Genomic DNA, 19,071 nt, shown 5'->3' with positions numbered 1-19,071 from the left:
ATGACTCCAAACATTCAAGTCTGTGCGCTCATCTCAATAAAGTAGTTAACAAATCCAAATAACATCATTTTAAGTCATATTTTCAACATAAAATACTGAACATTCTACTAACTGTAATTTAGTCCAGTAAACCGTCTGAGTTACTATTGAAAAATTAACCACTAAATATTAGGATTAACACCATATATTGTGTCTATATAAAAACAAGATACCATATATGCTACATCAATACTTCTCTTATAAGGATTCAGGCCATGAGTAAAAATACAAAACAAACATCTGGCAATGTAGCTTCCGTTGCTGCGAAGACTTTAAATGACCCTAACGCTTCTGCAATCCAGAAAAGCCTTGCTGGTTCTGCTCTCTCCCAACGAGGAACACCAAATCAGACAAGTGGAGAAATGGAACATAAAGCATCGGTTGCACTTGATAACCCAAATTCCTGTGCATTGACAAAGCAGCTAGCAGCCTCTGTATTAGCACAAGCGAATAAAGATCGTAAATAAGTTCCGTCTTAATTAACTACTGGGGCTAACGCCCCTTTTGTCGATGGCTAACCAGCTGACTAATCAGAATTATCCGCCATCGGTGATCTTTACAGGTCATTTTTCTTGGCAAAATCAAACGGCCTAATCATCCGTTCCCGGTTGGCATCTAAATAATCAGCCCCCATTGGATCGCTCAGCTTTATGGATATAAGCCGCACGTACAGAGCTACGTTCTTAATGGCTCATCTACCTCTCTATGCATTCCTTCAACCATAACCATAACGTCGCCATCTGTGGGCTTATAAACTTTAGCTTCAAGCTCGGCAGTATAAACATTATCGAACCTACATATACACAAGCAGGTTGATGTGGGGTAACTCAGATTGACATCGGTGGACTGAAAAGAGAGAAAGCCCCGTGGGGACTGGGTTATAGATATACAAAAGACGCTCGTAGACGTCTCTTTACATACTAATAGTGCGAAGGCCGGACTCGCATATATCATACAACCTACTGATATCAATATCATTTATTTTTAAAACTAAGAGCTTGTACCCGCACTTATACCCACAAACAAAAATCCGTACAAAAATCAGACACCGCAAGTGGGTACAGAGCCATATAAGTACAACATCAATATGGCTATCAAAGCAAGGTTTAGGCAGGCCAAAAAGCTTTTATCATTGGCCCCCAATTGCCAACAACCTTGACCATAGTCCGCTAAGAGGGAGGAGCGGACATTGCTAACAGCGTTCTGTTTGAGTCAACGGGGAGCAGGCCAGATACGCAGGGCAATTACGTCATGGCTAAAGACAGCCAGATTCTTGCCGAGGCGGTGCTGGCGATTGATTATCGCTATCCAACAGGCACGACCTTTGACTCATCTTCGGTGTCTGGCGAATTTTTCCGGGCGAAGCTTGCGGGGCGTGATCGGGAGGTGTTTGTTATGCCTGATCACCGTTATCGAGGCTCGGTCAGATGTCGTTTCGGCTGTTGTGCTGCCACTGTATTACCGGATGCATTCATTCTGATTTTAACGTCACCAATGATACAATGCGTATGGCCTCCTTCGGCTCCCCGCTTTAACGGGTCGTCAGCCCGACTTCGCTAACCGGCGAACCGGAAAGCTACGCCGAACCGCCAGAAGCTGCGTTTCGGGCCTGGTGGCTCGGATCTGAAAGCTAATGCACGGTTCATTCACGTGGCGATTAGCCTGTGTGCTTTAAACGACTTGAGCTGGGAGGGCTCATCGCCGGTATGAGCGGAGATTAGACATTTATTGAAGAACATGCGCAAAAGAGAAAAAAGCCGTGGACATCGACCGCAACTTCTGCCGTTAAATACGTGTTAGCCTCTTTAAATTTACGCGGGTCCAAAACTAATTATTTCGCCAATCGCTGATCCAACCGGAGGTGCTGTTACTCCTTTTCTCAAATCGATTCTCATCACCATGTCATCACCCTGAGTTTTTCCATTAATGAGATCAATTAAAGTCAATAGGTCCTCATGAAACTCACTAATAGTTTTCGGTTTATTGGGCATGTTTACACTGCTGTGCTCCATGGTAAGCAGGTTAACTTTTGGAAATATCATTCCATTAGGTAAATTTAGGCTTCTCATTTTCAGAGCGGTTTTACCGTGCTCAAGGAATGGATGTAATTTTAATGCAGCTAGCAGCGCAATTATTTCTATAGGCAATTTTGTGGCATATTTGTTCAGGAAGTCATCGATTCCAGAACTGAATTTTGAGTTTTCCTGATCGATGTAGTTCCCCCATAACATCCTCCCTTTCCCGTACCTCGTTTCATCAGATAAAAAATCTTGCCTGCAAATTTGGTCATAGTAACTTTGATTGAACAGTTCCCGAGGATTAGCGACCAGAGTGTCACCATGCTGTGTTGTCGTGACCTTATAGGTTTCAGCAAGGCTCCCAAGAAATTCAATGACCACTGGCTTAAGAATCGTTAGCAGTTTAGAAAGGTTCTTCTCTTCAGTTTCTTTCTCTTCTTCTTGTCTGGCAAAGTCCTTCCTGTCACTTAATTGGTGGGAGATGGCATTCAAAAATAGGCCAATAAATACAACACCAAAAACCACTTGTGCTGATATGGTGAGAAGTAATGGAGAGGCGTCTAATTTTGGTGTGATATCACCATATCCTAAAGTTGTGATGGTCACGATGCTAAAATATAATGACTGTACGAAACTGATGGGTGAATGGTCAAAGTCGTTTTTAAAACAAAAAGAGTATATAAAAGTGAATACGATAATGTTGATAAGGTAAAAAATTGTATATACCAATGGTGAAAAAGAGGTGAATCGAGACCTTTTACCCCGGTTAGCTTTTTTCTCCACGATGCCGTCATGATTCATATCAGTTTCTTTCCTTCGTTTTTTCGACAGACGGAAGGCCTGATTCACAGGCCTGCCGTAGTTAGTGATAGTTTAAACCTGAACACTCTTACACCCGGGTCGATTATTCCTGGCGAACTAGACCACTACAGGGTCGCCAGCTCGGCGATTTTGGACGCGACAACGGCCATGGTGTCTTCGCCCGTGTCTAAGCCACTACGTGAAGCAAGCAAAGGACTCACATTACGAAGTTCTTCATAGGTTGTGTTATGCACGATAGGCACAAGTTGGTTACCCGCTAAAAGTGCTGATAGCTCCTTGTCCACAACGCCTTCTTTGGGAAGCCTGTTGAGCAACGCCGGCGTTACCAACACAAGTCCGATCCGCGAATTTGCCAGTCCCTTATCGATGGCCCGCATCATCGGTACCCCTAGTCCGAGATCTTTCTCACTGAACCAGACTTTTACGCCAGCTGCTTCAAGTAAGTCATGTAATTCCTTTGCCGCGCCTTGCCTGTCATCCCATGCGTGGCATAGAAAGACGTCGCGAAGATCGGGTTGCTGTGCTGCTCGTGTCTCAACGGTTTCACGTATCGGAGTAAGAGAGCGGATCTCGTTTGGTGTGTATAACACGGATGAACCTGCCGGAGACCAGCGAGGTTTACTTCTGCTGAGTCCGGAAGAGTTACTTCCACCGCCTCCTCCATTGCCTCCGGCAGGAGAATAGGAAGTGGTGGAATAGGAGCGGTAGCTGCTAAAGCGACTTCCGCATGCTGGGCAATTTGCTCGTGCGCTTGCAGAGCGGTGCCCTTGTCTTGGCGCTGTGCATCTGGACATGTCTTAATGTTTCCATATGTAATTATAGGATTCATTAAGTTACCTTCATGGTGCCCAATTTTCAATCAATCCATCTCTTTTAATTGAATGGCTAGATATCTGGGTAATATTAATAACTCTTTTTTATCAAGTTGTTATATTTGAAGATATTCTTTTTTTTGCAGGTGATAAGATGAGGAATGGTCCTGATTACTCAAGTATCAGCCACTTTGCTTAGAGCAAAATGCGCTCAAACCAGTCGCATCGTCAGTTAACAGGAAATAACTTATTCAGACGTGGGTTGCCGAATCCACTGCCCACAACGTGTAGTTCAGCGGCAGTCCTGACGTCGTGCTTTGCTGAGGGTTTCATTGAGCGGATACATCGCTGTTTCCTGAAGGTTCTGGGATTGAGGGGGCGTACCCTGTTGATCAGCTCCCCCGTTTATCCAACTAAATGCTATTAGCTACTTCCGCTTCTGGCACTTATCCGAGGGTCAAATTTAATAGTGCCCTACCAGAGGGCACCGTTAGATAAAGTCACAGCTAATACAACCTAACATGCACCGCTGGCCTATACCCGTTCTGGCAATACGCTTGGGTAATGTTTAGCGATGATATCGTTCATCTTGTCCATCAACCCAGGTTTCCTAAATGTCAGATGCGCTGAGCCCTTCATAAAATATTTTATCGCAAAATAATCGTCTTCATAAACTTTCGTCGTCTGCCGATTGGCACTCATATGTTCATACAGCCGAGTTGTCACATCTCCCCGGTTGTCCGGGATCGCCTTGCCCTCGAGCAGGAACAACATCCGTTCAAGATCCGCCAGTTGATCCCGCCGGTAGCTGTGGTTCAGGGTAAATCCCCACTGGGTGTAACTCACCAAATTGTTGACGATAATTTTCTTGCCAAACTTACAAGGATGGTTGCTCTTGTAATCCCATGATAGCGACTTGAACACATTAATCACCCCTCGCTCAAATACGTTATCCTTATCACGGTGCAACTGCTCAAATGTGCTGTAAATGCTTTCCTCGCTGATGGTAGGAATATTATCTCCCTCAAGGTTTCTGTACCACTGGTCACGGGCCTGGGCGTCCATCAAACTGAGCATGCCCGATTTCTTCATCAGATCTTGCCATATACCGCGATCGAGATTGCGGATAATCGCTTTCATGGCCGTTTCTGTTTTCTCCATTAGCCAGCAGCCGCAGCGGAAATCTTGTCGCATGGCCCAGTCCTTTGCAATTCCACCACCAATGCTGTTGGTTATTGCTGAAATATCCTCAAGCTGGTGGATTAGGGCCTCAATCTGCACCAGCGCGGTGTTACGCACGGTGATGATACGTTCAATACTGGTGGAGCAAATCACATCGGTATGGCCGGTTAGAACCTGTGGCTCATCGATAACTGTGCTGAGTGAAGTAGACATCGTAGGAACTCCATAAAAGCAAAACGCCAACTATTGTTGTTGGCGTCGAGGAAGAGGGATGTTTCAGGTGCCAGTGTCTGCTGTTCAAGCCAGTTTCTGATATACCGAGATATAGACATAACCGTGACTGCCCAGCGTATCCGCGTCACAGACCCATTCTCCATGCCGAACCGTAATGCCTTGCTGACGGCGTGGATCCAGCGCACCGGACAGCAGTTGCGATTCCAGTTTGGTTATCAGCGCGGGAAACGCTGCATCAAGAGCCTGAGTGGCTTCAAGGGAAAAGGTGCCGACAATGTGGGCTCTGTCGCTCAGAAAATGCAGATGCGTTCCCTCCTGAACCAGTCGGGCCCCCAACCGCGGCGTAATATCACATTGCAGGCCCCATGTTGGGGAAGTAGTCATGTGGTTATTCATGTTAACGGTCTCTGTGGAATAGGATTGAGGGACTCGGTTGGGTACAGCAACGTTGGCGGAAAATGCGCACGCCACAGACCTGCGGCCTGGCGAGCACGGGCGATATCGCCCTTACTCAGCATCGGGTCCTGCGCCAATGCATTGAACCCGTTACGACCAATTCGCACTAAGGCATATTTCTCAACCAGTGTGTTGATGGTGTCGCCGACTGAAATCCCTTGTTCTATCTGTTGTGCAATCGCCTGTTCATCGTGATAGGGCGTATCGTTGAGGCTCAGGCCGTAATGGTGCTCCAGCAGGAAAGCGAGCAGTTGTTGATAAATAACAGGTACGGGCAATGCGCCCGGTGGGGTGGAACGTGGTTTCATGGGGGTGTTCTCATGATGGATGGCGTTGAATTACGTCAGGAGACGAGCGGTGGTATCATCCGTTGAATGTGGCGAAACCGGGCAAAGCATCAATATGCAGGTAGGTTAGCCCATGATGTTTCATTAATGTGGCAACCAGCCGCGTTCAGCAAATGACACGATATCCAGACCGCCAACAACCAGATGATCTAGCACTCTCACATCAACCAGGCCCAGCGCGTTGACCAGCCTGTCGGTGATCTGTCGATCGGCCTGACTGGGCTCGGCCAATTGGGACGGATGGTTGTGCGCCAGTACGGCACTCGCCGCATTGTGCTTCATGGCCGACTTCACCAACTCACGTGGGTGAACGGTAGTACTGTTGATAGTGCCGGTAAACAACGTCTCCTGAGCCAGCAGACGGTTTTGATTGTCGAGCCACAGCACGATGAAGACTTCGCGCTCGAGCCCGGTCAGATGCAGGCGCAGCCAGTCGCAGGTCACGTGGGTGGAGGTAAACGCGACACCCGGCTCCCGCAACTGTCTTGCCAGCAGGTTCAGGGCACGTCGGATAGTGCGTTGTTCGCCGGGTGACATTTCTGCCACTGTTGGAGATAACGTTATTTTCATGGTGAGAGGTCCTTGTTGCTCAGTCAATCAGGGAGAAAATGGCGCGGCTTTCGGGGTGGTGCAGTGCGTATTCCCGTAGCCAGTAGAAGTGTTCGGTCATGGTCTCGCTCTCGGTGCTGCAGGCACAGTGGCTGTAGGCCATCAGGCAGGCAGTGATACCCGCGGCTTCACGACTGACGGTGGCCCCATTGCCATTGAGTGCGTTAAACAACACTTAGTCTTGCTCCGTGCCCGGGACCATAAATGCCCCGCCGTTGGGCAAGGTGTAGAAGTCCCAAAAGTCGCCGTGGTAGTCTTCACACAATCGGTCCAGCCAACGAAAAACCTGTGGTTCAATCAACGCCCATTTGGGCACCTGACCAAAGTATTTTGGCCAGAAATGGATGCGTTGCGCATCAGAAACCCGGGTGGCGGTTAGTGTGCCCGTCTGAGCTGGGCTTGGGGTATTCATGAGTAATATCCTTTTTTATATGGGGATAAATAGCAAAACAGGCCCCTCCGGAAAACCGGGGAGCCTGCTCATGGAATGGGTAAAGAATGTGACTTAATATTTAAAATCGTGAGTGAAGGTAGAACACAGGAGAGGCAGCATCTCTTAGATTAAAAACCCGTTATCGTGGGGATAACGGGCGGTGGTTTTCCCTGAACATTGGCATAACGCCTGTGCCTGACCGCTGTTTTAAATACATTTTGCTGACAGGTAACCCTATCAATTTTATCGATGGGTAAAGAGAAAAGATAATGGGTTGTGCAGATCAATAACGCGAAACCGATCGTTGAAATCGATCGTCACCGAAGCCGTGAGGCTGGGTCACACCACTGCCTGTTTAAGCTGTTCAGCCATGACCCACAGCGCCCGATTGAGTTTGATGTCACCATCAATACCATTGATAGCACGGGTTTGTGCCCGTTTGCCTGTGCCGCTGCGACCCGATAATCCCCCTTTGGTCAGATTCTCCTGCACACGCTGAAATGTTGTCCACAGGTCATCTTTTTTATCTTCCCAACGACGGGGCATCAGGATTTGCGACTCCGTGACCGGATGGTGTTCTTCGCCATAACGGTAGGTCAGTGCAGCATGGGCCAGTGCATGTTGGTACTCCGCTGACAGCGTTAATGCCTGCATGCTTTCACGACTTTCTTCTATCTGGTCAAATATCCCCAACACTTCGTAGGCCCCTTCAATCACCTTTTCCACCACATCCCCTTTATGTGGTACACGAATTTCGCCAAAACTCTGACCACAAACCAGGCCGTTGCTGCAAATTTCACGAAACATCCCCGGCAGCATTTGATAGCTGCTAGAGCCATCGTGACTGTTGAGCAAAACAATCTCCTGCACTTCTCTCTGCGTAATTTGCCCTATTCGGCGCAGTCGCACCATATGCTTGGTGTGCTCACGTTTATCCAAATCTCGTACTCGGGTCTGGCAGGCAAAGAACGGCACAAACCCTTCTTCACGCAACTTATCCAATAGTGTAATAGTAGGGATATAGGTGTATCGGGCGCTGCGGGAGGCATGTTTGTCTTCGCCAAACACGCTGGGCACATAGTAGGCCAGTTCATCATGGGTCAGGGGACGGTCGCGGCGAACAGAGTTCACCCGACCAAAACGGGACGCTAAACGGGTCATCAGTGTTTTCTCCAAATAAAAGGCCCCCAGTCTAAATAGACTGAGGGCCAGTAGGGTGACGATGTATAAAGAGTAAAGTCAGTGGTGAATAAGCATCGTGATATCGCTATTCAGTTATCGTTCACTTGCTCACTCCTTTTGTGGGCAATTAAAGGCTACCTGATTCAGCAATACCGTCATCTGCCAGTGCGTGGCTAATGTTATTCACCACCGTATGGGTATCGAGTTTTATCTCTGCCAGCAGTTTTCCGGTGTCCGGCGCGCCTTTATAAACGTAGAGTGACGTGACGGGCTCACCGTCATCGTTTGTTCCGGCGGAGACCTGATAACGGGTATCACCATTTTTGACGGTGAATTCCTGAATGCTGATAACCTGGTTGTTCTGGTATACGTAAGTGGTGTTGGCTGCCGGAACAGTGATATCCATCTCTTTATGTGGGGAGCCGGTCTTACCAAAAGAGTAAGACACGTAAGGGGTATCCATGCAGATGGCGACTTCTTTGTTATGGTTGAGCGTTTTGGCATAAAAAACAGGTTTTACACAGCGCGAATTGTCAGCCTGTACTGCATGTACACATGACAACAACAGCCCAGTGCTTAAGAGAAAAACGCGGACGAGACTTTTAAATTGACCTTTCATTTTCATTCCTCCCACTCAGGTAAAACGACATAAATATCCCTGCCTCTGACTTCAATCGTCACCGGCTCTTTATTCCCGGTGTTCATCAGGGCCTGTGCCCGATAAAAACGCCCGCTGACCTCTTCCTTTAAGTCCATTACCCGAATACAGCGTTCATCAATACCTTCCTGTTTCATGAGCTGGGTAACAATAGAACAAGCGCTCTGCGCAAGTTGTTCTGTACCCGACTGCTTTTTAAATTGCTCACCGGCTATCACCGACAAAACAGTACATATCAGCCATACCTGCAACAAACGCCAGGGTTTCCCCTGACGTTCGTCACGTTGCCGCAGATAAACCATGGGTAGCAGAAAATACCAAAACGAAGGCGGTACTTTTTCTTGTTTCATCAGGCTTAACCGGTCAAGAAGGGTCCAGACCAGTGAGAGAACCAGATAAAAGCCAAGAGCAATCTCTTTAGGAAAGAAAATGGCGAAGGGTGCCCAGAGTAGTGGAAGAACAATGGCCAGAGCCCAGGCATAGCTGTCCTGCTTGGACAGAGGATAAGGTTTTAGCATGGGGACCTCGTATTGTGCAGCACAAAGGCCGGATAAGGGAAACTACGTTGCATCATGGGAATACTCCTGTATTCATCAATAAGTAGACAGAAATTGAGGGATGACGACCGTTCTGGAAAGGGGATCGTAGCGAGATGTGGGAAAGAGAGATAATCGTTAATTAAGATCAATAAGCCAAAACCGATCGTTGAAATCTATTGGTATTGTCGATCATAAATCAATTATTGATAGATTATAACTATTATAAATAGGTGTTCGATCGGCGAAACAGATCGAACGAATAAACCGTTGGCCGTGAGAAATCAGAACAGGAAATGCCAGACAGCGTGAACAACCGAAAGCAGTCGGTGGCGAAGCCGTTTAAGCTGATGCACCAGCGCACCGGTGGTTTGCATTGCAGAGAGCGCATCATCGAAAATATCGCCCACGCCACGGGCAAAGTTGTCGCGCGCCGTCTTGATAACGTTCTCCGTACGATAACCCAACTCCAGTTGGCGTGTGACTGCACTGCTGGCGTTATCCGGCAAAGCACGAATGAAGGTTTCAGCCCAGAGGAGCATATTGAACCCCTCCGACGCCGATACGGCCAGAACAGGATGTCGGGGTGAAAACAGCGCATTGACCTGCGCTATTTTTACCTGCAAGTGCTGTTGCTGACGTAAAGAAGGTTGGTGAGTGACGAGGTCCCATTCCCGACAGGGTTCAATTTTATCAGCCTGATTGAGGACGAAAAGAAAGCGCACGGGGTCTGCTCCCTGCGAAATCAATTGCCGATAGCAACGAATGTCATCGTTCCATGCCCGATCATCAGCTTTAAGCACCCAGATAATCAGGTCCAGTTGACCCAGCCAGTGTTGATATAACCGCGTATAAAGGCGGTCAAGTTCGGGTGTTTCACCTATTCCCGGAAAGTCCACGATGAGCAACGCATGCGGCGCAAGAGCCAATTGATACGTTTGTACACGGCGGGTACATCCTTTAATGGCGCTGACCTTGGCGGGAGGCGGATTGAATAAGGTATTGCAGAGGCTTGATTTACCCACACCGCTTTTACCCATAATGCCAATCGTGGGTTCGTAATGAATGCACTGATGTATATGTTTGAGAATGGCGCTGGAGAGGTTGTCAGGGAGAAGGGAGAGTGGTGGTATCAAGGCGGAGATGCCTTGTTCGGTTTTATCTGGCACATTAACCTCCGTGAGTTGAAATAACAAAACGGTAGCAAAATCTGCTGCCGTTCTTATGGAGGTAATATCAGTCTGAAAATTCTTGCAGCTAATATTTATTTAGCAGTGATTTAACACTTCTACTTTGTGTATCGGGTACAACTTTGAATTTAACATCTCGGTTATGTATATACAGCCTGCAAAAAACATCTTTTGGTTTGTAGTGGTCACTATTAACATGAACAGAGAAGAAATCTTTATATTCTTTTTCAAGCTGATTTATTTCAAGCCATGAGTATCCTATAAAATAACCGCCAGAACGTGAGTGGGACGCGGAATTAATTAAAAATAATCTTTCATACTCACTCTGTTTCCACCCCAACGTTGCTACGTCACGGAATTGTCTGTATGTAATATTAAAAAAGTCAAGCTTACTGCCATTAATATCTCTATTAAAAAGAGGTAATACATGAAGTTTTGGTGTGACTTTAAAATGCCATGAATTATTTTTATCTTGATAGCACTCAACCTTCGCGAGCTTGATAAATACATGAAGCATATCAGGCTCGCCCCCCAGTGGCCCAAAAATATCAATAACCTTTTGCTTAATATATCCCCTTATTTCATCTCTAGCTTGTTCCTTTAAAAAACTGGTAAGTTCCCCACGACGAGAAGGTTCAGTATCAACCAATTCAAAAATATATTCATAAAGTATGATTTCCCTGGATTTCAGAATAATTATGATGTTTTTGTTTACATCCAGCTGGCTGGTTTCATGGAGGATTCTAAGAACATCCCGCTCTGTGTGAGCACTGTCTTTATTGCCCGACGTAATATGTAGACGCAGTTTCTCCAGCAGCATTGTATCAACTATATCGTTTCTGATAGCTGCAGTAACGATACGTTGAACTAGCCCGGCAAGGCTCGGCCCCTCTTTACTCGCCATTCTTATCAGATGGCTGTAAATCTCACTTTTAAAATTGACGGTAATTCTATTTTTACTGGTCACGCCATCCTCCCACAATTCATTTTTTTTGAAACCATAATGTAACAGGTGCAGCACCTTTACAGACATAATAAGTGCTGCACTTTTTATAACTTACTGATTAAATGTTTTTCCTGCAACAGTGATAAGCATAAAAAATCTACTTGTATATGACTGATAAGGTCCGTTCTGTCAGATTTTATAGGGTATCTATGTTTTTTCTTACTGAGGTCTATATCGTATGAAAACTACTGCCTTCATAACTTTTTCCACGCCCGCATACGACAAAGTGTTTGTATTTTGAGCCCTGCGAACCGTACAGCAATATCAACAACATTCTGATAAAATAGGAGACATCTCTCCGCTAAGGTAGCGTTTTCCCTGTCATCAGCACCTTACGAGAACAACCGAAAATTGGATTTTCTTGTGTGATTTTTTTATTCCTTATCAAAAGCTAACTTCAGAGTAAAAATGAGCAGCAAACAATACGCGCTACCCCCACAGGAACTTAGTGCTGCAAGGCATGACGCTCTTAGGGGATGCATGAAGTACTGTCGGTTATTAATAATATATATACAACAAGAGTAATACATATAACAATAATATATACACAACAAGAATAATATATATTCATGAAAGAAAGAATGCTAATATAATAATAAGAAAAACAAATACAGAAAACAACAACCCAATAAAAAATGCAATGAAATTACAAACCAACATAAAAAAATAACCCTCATCACAATACTATGAAATACTAATACGCTGCTTAACCCATAAGCATCCCAACATCTCATATGAGTAAGCCATAGCCAACTCTGATGATGGCAAAGGTAACTTATTAGTTGCAATACTATGTATTCATCATGTTATTTATCAGCGTGAGGAACAAAATGTATCAGGATAAGTCTTGATGGCTTCTGAAATAATTAAAACACATGCATGACATTAAGTTACAAATGTAAATAAATGGCTTTGCAAGACACTCTCCCTAAGTGTAAGTGATTTATGTACATCTCTTACGGATGTCTTTATGAGACGCCGACTTTTTGTAAATATAACAAATTAAGAGTAAGAACCATGACGGATAAACAACCCAATAAAACATACCCGATCAATCTGGCAACGCATAATTATCTTTATCTAGCACGATTCGGTAGTACCGTGCGCAATGCTCTAATAACGCACCCACGGTTACTGGTTATTCGCGTTGACTTGCGCTTTCCCGATAACTATGACGTTGAAGGCAATAAAGCGATGAAAGCCTTTATGGCGGCAATAACATCAAGACTTGAAGCGCGATACAAACGAAAAAAGAAGGAAAATCCCGGCAAACAGGTGCATTACTCTGAGCTGCACTACATCTGGGTGAGGGAGAATAATCAGTGCGGCAAAAAGATTCATTATCACACACTGCTTATGTTCAATATGGACGTTTTCAACTCGCTGGGCAACTATTGGAAAGAGGGGAATCTGGCTGACCTGATTATCAATGCGTGGCTGAGTGCGCTGAAGTTGGAAGGTAAGGAATATCGTGGTCTGGTCTATTTTTGTAAGTCTCCCTGCTATCGCCTTAACCGGGCCAATCTGAAAGCCACAGACGACTACAAAAAACTCATGGAACGCACCGAATACATGGCGAAGCACAGGACCAAAATATACAGCAACAGGATCCGCTCAGCGGGAAATTCCATATATGACGAACAAGAACAGGAAAACAAGCTCACACGACAGACTGCACGAAAAACCCGCAAAGAGAGAGGTACTGAAGGGCATCCAACACAATAAACAAACAGGATATCATTAGTTTTTTACATGGCCTTCCATCCACTGAGGAAGGCTGTCACACACCTGAAGGCAGTTCATTCCTCCTTTACTCACTTAAAGGAGATTTAATCATGAATACCCACACCCCATCCCTTCTAAACGATCAACTTATCGATATGGTATTTATCACGCAGTTTACCGGCCTTACTGATAAGTGGTTTTACAAACTGATTAAAGATGGTTCATTCCCCAAACCCATTAAGATGGGGAGAAGCTCTCGATGGCTACAAAGCGAAGTGGAAAGCTGGTTAAATGAACGTATTGCCCAGTCCCGCCAATAGCATCTTGTTTAGCAATTAATCGACACCAACCTCCCCACGATTTCCGTCTACTGCTTGCATCAATATCAGCCCTCAAGGGTCGGATGACGCATGCCTGCAATTCGGCGGAAAGGGGTTATACATCATTATGCGCGGGTCACTACTATGGGAGAAATACTGTAGACCCTGCCAGACAGGTATTCACAGTATCAAATACATCCCAAACAAGCTTCTGAGCCTCAATTTTCTCACCGTATAGCTATACACCCCAAAGCAATTCCATGGACCGCCATATATACCGTAGGCCGATTTAACCAAACGTAAAACTTAGGGTAATTAAGGATATCATCATGTATCAACGCATCAGAACCGCCCTGACAACAGAGGGCTCACGAGTTAATAGTGCAAGTATTTTTCTAGGTTCAGCAGCTGAATGCTATTACTGCCCTTCCTGCCATAACCCACTGCAATTACAACATACTCATGTCGCAGGGCGTCTATTCATTCATGACCAGGAGCATCCCGATTTTAACCCCGATATAAACTGTAAATACCGAGCAAAAATGGCATCAACATCGTCACAAACTACTGATACCTTAAGTACCTTACGCAGGACTATCATGGCCCAACATGTGCCATTGAGTTCTCTGCCACACAGAGCTTACTTCTGTGTGCTATGCCAGCATAATTATACTGGAACAAAAACATGCCCCCAATGCCAACAACTCCTGTATACGACGGAAAGCAGTTTGAGCGATGACCATCAAGTTGCCCTGAGCGTCAAACCCGACGTTATTCTACGGTAATAACAACCGCTAAAGCAGTACTTTTGCCTGTAAACGGCCGTTTGGAAAACGTTAAGGTTACCGCCTCCGTCAGAATCGGATATAGTTCCCTTCCATTCTGATTGATTAATGCTGTTGCTATCGTATGAACCTCAATAGCTTCTGTTATTTGCTTCTGGCCTTAGTTGCTATCGGCTGCTCATTTTTGCTTCATCCTCTTGTGATGTGGTTCCTGTTCGCTAACGTGTTGACGCTCGTGGTTTATGGTGTAGATAAAATGGCGGCCCGCAAAGTCTGGCGTAGAGTGTCTGAGTTCACCTTGCTGGTGTTTGGATTTGTGGGTGGATGGCCCGGAGCAATTCTCGGTCAGCAAATCTTTCGCCATAAAACACAAAAACAGCCCTTTAAAACGTACTTCATCATCAGTGTGATATTGAATATAGTGGTGCTAGTGGTGCTAGTGGCGCTATCCCGACTCGTTCCCCACTGAGCACAGAGCCTGGCCTGTGCACCCCGTACTGACAGGTCAGATACGCCGGGTTAAAACATGTCCTCGACATAATCCAAATTCAATCACTGTCCCAGTGTTGTTCTGATCTTTTATCATAGCTAGCCATGCGGTACCTGAACTGATGTATCGTCTGGATTGAAGTGGTTTACTGAATTTGGCCACCTGAACAGAGGTGATATGCTCACCTCAGAACAACACAGGTGCTCCAATGAAAAGAAGAAATTTTAGTCCTGAATTCAAACGCGAATCCGCTCAGTTGGTTGTCGATCAAAACTACACCGTCTCTGATGCCGCTAAGGCTATGGATGTCGGTCTTTCCACGATGACAAAATGGGCCAAGCAACTGCGTGAAGAGCGTCAGGGCAAAACACCAAAATCCTCTCCGATAACACCGGAACAAATCGAAATACGTGAGCTGAAGAAAAAGCTACAACGTATTGAAATGGAAAACGAAATATTAAAAAAGGCTACCGCGCTCTTGATGTCAGACTCCCTGAACAGTTCTCGATAATCGGGAAACTCAGAGCGCGTTATCCTGTGGCCACTCTCTGCCATGTGTTTGGGGTTCATCGCAGCAGCTATAAATACTGGAAAAACCGTCCTGAAAAACCAGACGGCAGACGGGCTGTGTTACGAAGTCAGGTACTTGAGCTACATGGCATCAGCCACGGTTCGGCCGGAGCAAGAAGCATCGCCACAATGGCAACGCAGAGAGGCTACCAGATGGGGCGCTGGCTTGCTGGCAGGCTCATGAAAGAACTGGGGCTGGTCAGTTGCCAGCAGGCGACTCACCGGTATAAGCGTGGCGGTCATGAACACGTTGCTATCCCGAATCACCTTGAGCGACAGTTCGCCGTAACAGAGCCAAACCTGGTGTGGTGCGGTGATGTGACCTATATCTGGACAGGCAAACGTTGGGCATACCTCGCTGTTGTTCTCGATCTGTTTGCAAGAAAGCCAGTGGGCTGGGCAATGTCGTTCTCGCCGGACAGTAGACTCACCATGAAAGCACTGGAAATGGCATGGGAAACTCGGGGTAAGCCCGCAGGAGTGATGTTCCACAGCGATCAGGGCAGTCATTATACGAGCAGGCAGTTCCGGCAGTTACTGTGGCGCTACCGGATCAGACAGAGTATGAGCCGGCGTGGAAACTGTTGGGATAATAGCCCAATGGAACGCTTCTTCCGGAGTCTGAAAAACGAATGGGTGCCAGTGACAGGTTACGTAAGCTTCAGCGATGCGACTCACGCCATAACGGACTATATCGTTGGATATTACAGCGCACTCAGGCCGCACGAATATAACGGTGGGTTGCCACCAAACGAATCAGAAAATCGATACTGGAAAAACTCTAACGCGGTGGCCAGTTTTTGTTGACCACTTCAGATTACCTGACAAAACTCGAAAGCAAAGTGTTGGAGAAAGGCGAAAGGAATTTTGTGTGCAGCCGAAGGCGGCCACCCGAGCAGACGGTGTGTTTAATATGGTGGCCGCGCCACGGCATATATTGAATGTGGAACTGAGTACGTTGCGTCAGCGGCAAGGTGAATTGAAAACAGAGGCTGATGGCACTGTCGGCGTTTGGGCGCGTTACCTTACCGATGACAGCCGATTGTCTGATGATAAATAGGTCTCTTTCAAAAACACGTTAGGTGGCATGGTAATTGAGGCCGACAAACAGTTTGGATTGAGTCGGGGTAATGTGTTGATCGGGGCATTTACCGGCTACAGCTCATCCGATGTCAAATCCACTCACCGCGCGGATGCAAAGGGTGATATTCGCAGTTACAGTGGTGGCCTCTACCTGACCTATCTGGATAAAAGCGGACTTTATATTGATATGGTGTTGAAAGCTAACCGTTTTAATAATGAACTGAGTGCTCAGAGTGTGCGTGCGGAATACAGCCAGAATGCCTTGACCATCTTGGTAGAAAGTGGTTATCAGTTACCTGTTTATCACAACTGGGTACTGGAACCCTATGGTAAGGCGAGTTAGGCACGATATTGTCGGCTTCTTATACCGTCAATCAAATGGCAGTCAAGCCTTACGTTAAACTGGCTATTGCCCGTGAATTTATCAAAACGAATACCGTCGCTACTAACGGTATTGGCTTCGTTAATAATTTTTCCGGTAATATCGATAAATATGGCGTGGGTATTGCAGTAACACCTCTATTTTTGCAGAAGTGAATTATCTCAATGGTTCAAAAATTGAAACACCGGTAACGACTAATATAGGATCCCGTCTGCGTGTCTAATTATCTAAGTCCCTAATTTTGACGGGAATTTATTGATAACATTCCATATTTTATTACCCACTTAATTTAAAAAAACCTCTAAATAAGAACGTTATCTTCACAAGTTCTTGTGTGAGATATTTCCTACACTTGCAGGGGTGTGTTCTTATTCGCTTATTTTATCGACAAAAACACATTGAAAATAACGTTTTTGCAGGCATAATGCGCACAAATTATCTTATATTTATCTACCCCAACCTATTGGGGAGGGGCCTTTATTGTGTCGCGTTCCCGTTATTTTATATTAATCGCGGGCGTATTATCGCCAGTATTGACTATACCGTTCGCCAGTTATGGCGCGGAATTCCCCCCCGTTGAGCAAAGTATTCATCAACAGGCCCGGCAACGGGCACTGGAAGAGCGTTTGGCCCCCGCAACACCGGATGTGCGCTTATCAGCGCCAGCGGCCTCTTTGGGCCGTATTGTATTCCCGGTTGAGCACCCCTGCTTTGCCATTGATCGTATAAAAATCAGTGGCGCAGAGCCATTACCTCGCTGGTTGCCACTGCAACGTATCGCCAATCAGGCGCAAGGCCAGTGTTTGGGCGGCCAGGGCATTAACCTGCTGATGAGCCAGATGCAAAACCGCCTGATCGACCATGGCTATGTCACCACCCGGGTACTGGCCCCGCAGCAGGACTTAAACCGCGGCACGCTGGCGTTACACGTGGTGCCCGGCAAAATACGCCATGTTGAGCTGACGCCCGGCAGTGACCGCCATGTCACGTTGTTCAGTGCCTTCCCTGCCCGCCCTGGTAACCTGTTGGATTTGCGTGATATCGAGCAAGGACTGGAGAACCTACAGCGCGTCCCCACCGTGCAAGCCAGCATGGAATTGGTCCCGGGTGATGCCCCCGGCGAGACCGATATCGCCCTGAGCTGGAAGCAGAGTAAAATGTGGCGGCTGGCGGCCTCACTGGATGACTCCGGCACCCGCAGTACCGGCCGTTATCAAGGTGGCGCAACCCTGTTTCTCGATAACCCGCTTTCGCTGAGTGACCTGTTTTATGTCTCTGCCGGGGGGTCAATAAAGGATCGCGGCGATAAAGGCACCAATAACCTGACCGGCCACTACTCGCTGCCATTCGGTTACTGGACCGCGGGCATCACCGCCAGCAGCTATGACTACCACCAGACGGTGGCGGGCCTCAATGGCGATATCCATTACCGGGGGGAGTCGGAGAACGTAACGCTGCAACTCAGCCGCCTGCTGCACCGCAATGCCAGCCAAAAAACTACCCTGACCTACGATGTGCTGACCCGCTCGTCGAAAAACTATATCAATGATACCGAAATTGAAGTGCAGCGCCGCCGTACCTCGGCCTGGCGTGTCGGGCTGGAACATCGCCACTTTATCTCGCAGGCCACACTGGACGCAGGTATCAGTTACCAGCGCGGCACCCGCTGGTTGGGTGCAGTACCGGCACAAGAAGAGTATTTCGGCGAAGCCACTGCCCTGAGCAAAATTCTGCGTTTGAATGCGCAACTGGATATTCCTTTTGTGATTGCGACGCAAAACGTCCATTACAACCTGCAATATCAGCGGCAAAGCACCAACACCCCCCTGACGCCACAGGATCAATTCTCCATCGGCGGCCGCTGGTCAGTGCGCGGATTTGATGGCGAACGCACGCTGAATGCCGATCGCGGCTGGACGGTGCGCAATGATCTCGGCTGGTATACCCCGCTACCAGGCCATGAACTGTATGTCGGCGTGGATTACGGCGAGGTCAGCGGTCGCAGCGACCCTTATCTGCTGGGCCACCATCTGGCGGGCAGTGTCGTCGGTGTGCGCGGCACGGTGCTCAATACCCGTTATGACCTGTTTGCTGGCAAGCCGCTGTCAAAACCTGATGGCTTCAAAGCCGACTCAGTGACGGTGGGCTTTAACCTGAACTGGCAATACTGATGCACCTTATTAACCCTTTAG

Annotated in this window: 18 protein-coding genes and 3 pseudogenes; 8 read left to right on the top strand and 13 right to left on the bottom strand. The window is 47.0% G+C overall.

The window, feature by feature from the left end; genetic code table 11:
* Positions 1–254: 254 nt before the first annotated feature.
* Positions 255–506 carry a hypothetical protein gene (locus Q2T72_RS03010; protein WP_372557899.1) on the top strand — a complete coding sequence of 84 codons (252 nt, stop codon included), beginning with the start codon at positions 255–257 and terminating at the stop codon, positions 504–506.
* Between the two features lie 89 nt (positions 507–595).
* Here the strand turns inward: Q2T72_RS03010 and Q2T72_RS03005 are convergent.
* The 13 genes and pseudogenes from Q2T72_RS03005 to Q2T72_RS02945 all read right to left on the bottom strand — a co-directional run.
* Positions 596–764: pseudogene (locus Q2T72_RS03005) on the bottom strand (integrase); the annotation flags it as partial.
* Between the two features lie 1,086 nt (positions 765–1,850).
* Positions 1,851–2,858, bottom strand: a complete 1,008-nt coding sequence (locus tag Q2T72_RS03000) for a potassium channel family protein (protein WP_372568623.1) — start codon at positions 2,856–2,858, stop codon at positions 1,851–1,853.
* A 125-nt stretch (positions 2,859–2,983) separates the two neighbouring features.
* The gene (locus Q2T72_RS02995; protein WP_372568622.1) at positions 2,984–3,673 is read right to left on the bottom strand and encodes a toll/interleukin-1 receptor domain-containing protein; all 690 of its coding nucleotides are present in this window, start codon (positions 3,671–3,673) and stop codon (positions 2,984–2,986) included.
* Positions 3,674–4,225: 552 nt separating this feature from the next.
* Positions 4,226–5,086, bottom strand: a complete 861-nt coding sequence (locus Q2T72_RS02990) for a DUF4942 domain-containing protein (protein WP_372568621.1) — start codon at positions 5,084–5,086, stop codon at positions 4,226–4,228.
* A gap of 84 nt (positions 5,087–5,170) precedes the next feature.
* Positions 5,171–5,503 carry a type IV toxin-antitoxin system YeeU family antitoxin gene (locus tag Q2T72_RS02985; RefSeq protein WP_372568620.1) on the bottom strand — a complete coding sequence of 111 codons (333 nt, stop codon included), beginning with the start codon at positions 5,501–5,503 and terminating at the stop codon, positions 5,171–5,173.
* Positions 5,500–5,871: a TA system toxin CbtA family protein gene (locus Q2T72_RS02980; protein WP_372568619.1), complete on the bottom strand. Its 372-nt coding sequence runs from the start codon at positions 5,869–5,871 to the stop codon at positions 5,500–5,502. The genes Q2T72_RS02985 and Q2T72_RS02980 overlap by 4 nt, the downstream gene beginning before the upstream one ends.
* A gap of 123 nt (positions 5,872–5,994) precedes the next feature.
* Positions 5,995–6,480 (bottom strand): DNA repair protein RadC, encoded by a 486-nt coding sequence (gene radC, locus Q2T72_RS02975; RefSeq protein ID WP_265527424.1) that lies wholly within the window; start codon positions 6,478–6,480, stop codon positions 5,995–5,997.
* 19 nt (positions 6,481–6,499) lie between these two features.
* Positions 6,500–6,931, bottom strand: a pseudogene (locus Q2T72_RS02970) (antirestriction protein).
* A gap of 360 nt (positions 6,932–7,291) precedes the next feature.
* On the bottom strand, positions 7,292–8,113 hold the full coding sequence (locus tag Q2T72_RS02965; RefSeq protein WP_372568618.1) for a DUF932 domain-containing protein: 822 nt from the start codon (positions 8,111–8,113) through the stop codon (positions 7,292–7,294).
* A gap of 148 nt (positions 8,114–8,261) precedes the next feature.
* Positions 8,262–8,753 (bottom strand): hypothetical protein, encoded by a 492-nt coding sequence (locus Q2T72_RS02960; RefSeq protein WP_372568617.1) that lies wholly within the window; start codon positions 8,751–8,753, stop codon positions 8,262–8,264.
* 2 nt (positions 8,754–8,755) lie between these two features.
* A complete protein-coding gene (locus Q2T72_RS02955) occupies positions 8,756–9,310 on the bottom strand; it encodes a hypothetical protein (RefSeq protein ID WP_372568616.1) in 555 nt (184 codons plus the stop codon).
* A gap of 302 nt (positions 9,311–9,612) precedes the next feature.
* A complete protein-coding gene (locus Q2T72_RS02950) occupies positions 9,613–10,497 on the bottom strand; it encodes a GTPase family protein (protein ID WP_372568615.1) in 885 nt (294 codons plus the stop codon).
* An 88-nt stretch (positions 10,498–10,585) separates the two neighbouring features.
* A complete protein-coding gene (locus Q2T72_RS02945) occupies positions 10,586–11,485 on the bottom strand; it encodes a hypothetical protein (RefSeq protein WP_372568614.1) in 900 nt (299 codons plus the stop codon).
* Between the two features lie 1,056 nt (positions 11,486–12,541).
* On the opposite strand from Q2T72_RS02945, the gene Q2T72_RS02940 reads away from it, so the two are divergent.
* The 7 genes and pseudogenes from Q2T72_RS02940 to Q2T72_RS02910 all read left to right on the top strand — a co-directional run bounded on the left by Q2T72_RS02940 (position 12,542) and on the right by Q2T72_RS02910 (position 19,050).
* On the top strand, positions 12,542–13,249 hold the full coding sequence (locus Q2T72_RS02940) for an inovirus Gp2 family protein (RefSeq protein WP_372568613.1): 708 nt from the start codon (positions 12,542–12,544) through the stop codon (positions 13,247–13,249).
* Between the two features lie 110 nt (positions 13,250–13,359).
* Complete coding sequence (locus tag Q2T72_RS02935; protein ID WP_372568612.1) at positions 13,360–13,569, top strand: helix-turn-helix transcriptional regulator; 210 nt, start codon at positions 13,360–13,362, stop codon at positions 13,567–13,569.
* Positions 13,570–13,898: 329 nt separating this feature from the next.
* Positions 13,899–14,354, top strand: a complete 456-nt coding sequence (locus Q2T72_RS02930) for a putative zinc ribbon protein (protein ID WP_372568611.1) — start codon at positions 13,899–13,901, stop codon at positions 14,352–14,354.
* A 124-nt stretch (positions 14,355–14,478) separates the two neighbouring features.
* Positions 14,479–14,823 (top strand): DUF1294 domain-containing protein, encoded by a 345-nt coding sequence (locus Q2T72_RS02925; protein ID WP_372568610.1) that lies wholly within the window; start codon positions 14,479–14,481, stop codon positions 14,821–14,823.
* A 229-nt stretch (positions 14,824–15,052) separates the two neighbouring features.
* A protein-coding gene (locus Q2T72_RS02920; RefSeq protein WP_372568609.1) for an IS3 family transposase occupies positions 15,053–16,221 on the top strand; the annotation gives its coding sequence in 2 pieces (ribosomal slippage) (positions 15,053–15,302 and positions 15,302–16,221; 1,170 coding nt in all).
* 70 nt (positions 16,222–16,291) lie between these two features.
* A pseudogene (locus Q2T72_RS02915) lies at positions 16,292–17,102 on the top strand (autotransporter outer membrane beta-barrel domain-containing protein); the annotation flags it as partial.
* Between the two features lie 259 nt (positions 17,103–17,361).
* The gene (locus Q2T72_RS02910) at positions 17,362–19,050 is read left to right on the top strand and encodes a ShlB/FhaC/HecB family hemolysin secretion/activation protein (RefSeq protein ID WP_372568608.1); all 1,689 of its coding nucleotides are present in this window, start codon (positions 17,362–17,364) and stop codon (positions 19,048–19,050) included.
* Positions 19,051–19,071: the final 21 nt, after the last annotated feature.

The organism is Yersinia sp. 2466 StPb PI (assembly GCF_041538325.1).
GTDB classification, from domain to species: Bacteria; Pseudomonadota; Gammaproteobacteria; order Enterobacterales; family Enterobacteriaceae; genus Yersinia; species Yersinia enterocolitica_E.
The sequence above is the reverse complement of the archived record's forward strand: the minus strand, read 5'-3'. Positions and strand labels throughout refer to the sequence as shown.